The sequence below is a fragment of the Streptomyces macrolidinus genome, from assembly GCF_023887685.1.
Taxonomy (GTDB): Bacteria; Actinomycetota; Actinomycetes; order Streptomycetales; family Streptomycetaceae; genus Streptomyces; species Streptomyces macrolidinus.
On sequence record NZ_JAMWMR010000081.1, the window covers coordinates 1 to 2,136 of the forward strand.

General features: G+C 73.3%; 1 protein-coding gene. It reads left to right on the forward strand.

Annotated features, from left to right (window positions below):
* A partial coding sequence (locus NGF19_RS30270; RefSeq protein WP_252429119.1) for a non-ribosomal peptide synthetase occupies positions 1-2,136 on the forward strand: 2,136 nt, incomplete at both ends.

The following is a 2,136-nucleotide window of genomic DNA, read 5'->3' on the forward strand; positions in this document are numbered from 1 at the left end:
AACCCGCTCGTCCAGATCGTCTTCCAGATCGCCAACGACCTGCCCGACTGGACTGCGCTGGGCGGCTTGGACGTCTCGCTCTTCCAGACGGACCGCGAGTTCACCCGCATGGACCTTGAGGTCTACCTGTTCCCCGCCGCCGACGGCGGCCTGACCGGACGGCTGGTCTTCGGCCGCGCCCTGTTCGACGAGAGCACCATCGAGCGGTTCATCCGCCACCTCGGCACCGCCCTGGGCCGCGTGTTGGCCGACCCCGACCGGCCGATTTCCCACCTCAACCTCCTCGACGACGCCGAGCAGGACCAGGCCCTCTCGGCCGGGAACGACACGGACCGCTCCCTGCCCGACGCCGCACTGCCGGAGCTGTTCGCCCGGCAGGCCGCCCGGACGCCGGACGCGATCGCCCTCGAACTGCCCGACGGCTCCACATACACCTACGCGGAACTGGCCCGGCGGGCCCACCGCCTCGCCCACCGCCTGCTGGCCGCGGGCCTCGGGCCCGAAGAGCGGGTCGGGCTCCACTTCGACCGCGGCCCGGACCTCGTCGTGTCCATCCTCGCGGTGCTGGTCGCGGGTGGCGCCTACCTGCCCCTCGACCGCCGCGATCCGGCCGGGCGCACCCGGCTGCTCCTCGACGAGGCCGGCGCGCGCCTGGTCCTCAGCGACCGGCCCGACGCCACGGCGGACATCCTGCGCGGCACCGGCGTCACCGTCCTCGCCACGACGGCCGACACCGAAGGCCCGGACGACCGGCCCGACGTCGTGCTGCGGCCGGACACGTTGGCCTACGTGATGTACACCTCAGGCACGACCGGTGTCCCCAAGGGCGTGGCGGTGACCCACCGCAACGTCGGCGCCCTGGCGCTCGACTCCTGCTGGCGCAACGGCAACCACGAACGGGTCCTGCTGCACTCCCCGCACGCCTTCGACGCCTCCACGTACGAGCTGTGGGTGCCACTGCTGACCGGCGGCCGCGTCGTCGTGGCCCCACCGGGCGAGCTCAGCGCGGCCGACCTGGGCCGCGCCGTCACCGGCGGCCGGGTGACCGGACTGTGGCTCACCGCGGGCCTGTTCAGCCTGCTGGTCGACGTGAGCCCGGAGACCTTCGCGACGGTGCGGGAGGTGTGGGCCGGAGGGGAGGCAGTGTCGCCCGAGACGGTGAACGCCCTGCTCTCCGCGCACCCCCACCTCAGCGTCGTCGACGGCTACGGGCCGACCGAGACCACCACCTTCGCCACCTGTCGCTCCATGACGGCCGCCGACCTGCCGATCCACTCCGTGCCCATCGGCTCGCCCATGGACAACACCCGGGCCTACGTACTCGACTCCCGCATGCGGCCCGTCCCGGTCGGCGTCGTCGGCGAGTTGTACCTCGGCGGTGCGGGCCTGGCTCGCGGCTACCTCGGCCGCCCCGGCCTCACCGCCGAACGCTTCGTCGCCGACCCCTTCGGCGCGCCCGGCGGCCGGCTCTACCGCACCGGCGACCTGGTGCGCCGCCGCGCCGACGGCATGATCGAGTATCAGGGGCGGACCGACGAGCAGGTCAAGATCCGCGGCTTCCGCATCGAACCCGCCGAGGTCACCGTGGCATTGGAGCGGCAGGAGTCCGTCGCCGCTGCGATCGCGCTCGTCCGGGAGGACCGTCCCGGCGAGCGTGAACTCGTCGGCTACGTCGTGCCCAGGGGCAACCCCGAGCCCGAGGAGTTCCTGGCCGCCGTGCGGGCCGGCCTCACGGAGACGGTGGCCCGCCAGCTGATCCCGTCGTCCCTCGTCGTCGTGGACGCGATCCCCCTCACCGTGGCGGGCAAGGTGGACCGGCGTGCCCTGCCCCCTCCGCAGCGGTCGAAGTCCGCCGAGCGGGCGGCCCCGCGTACCCCCGAGGAGCGGACTCTGTGCCTGGTGTTCGCCGAGTTGCTCGGGCTCGACTCGGTCGGGATCGACGACAACCTGTTCACGCTGGGCGGCCACTCCCTGCTGGCGGCTCGGATGATCGCCCGCATCCGCTCCGACCTTGGCGTCGAGATACCCCTGCGGATGGTGTATCAGCACGGCACCGTCCGCGAGCTCGCCCCGCTCCTGACGGACGCGGCGCACCGGATGGACGGCCCCGCGTTGGTGCCGGTCGACCGCGACCGA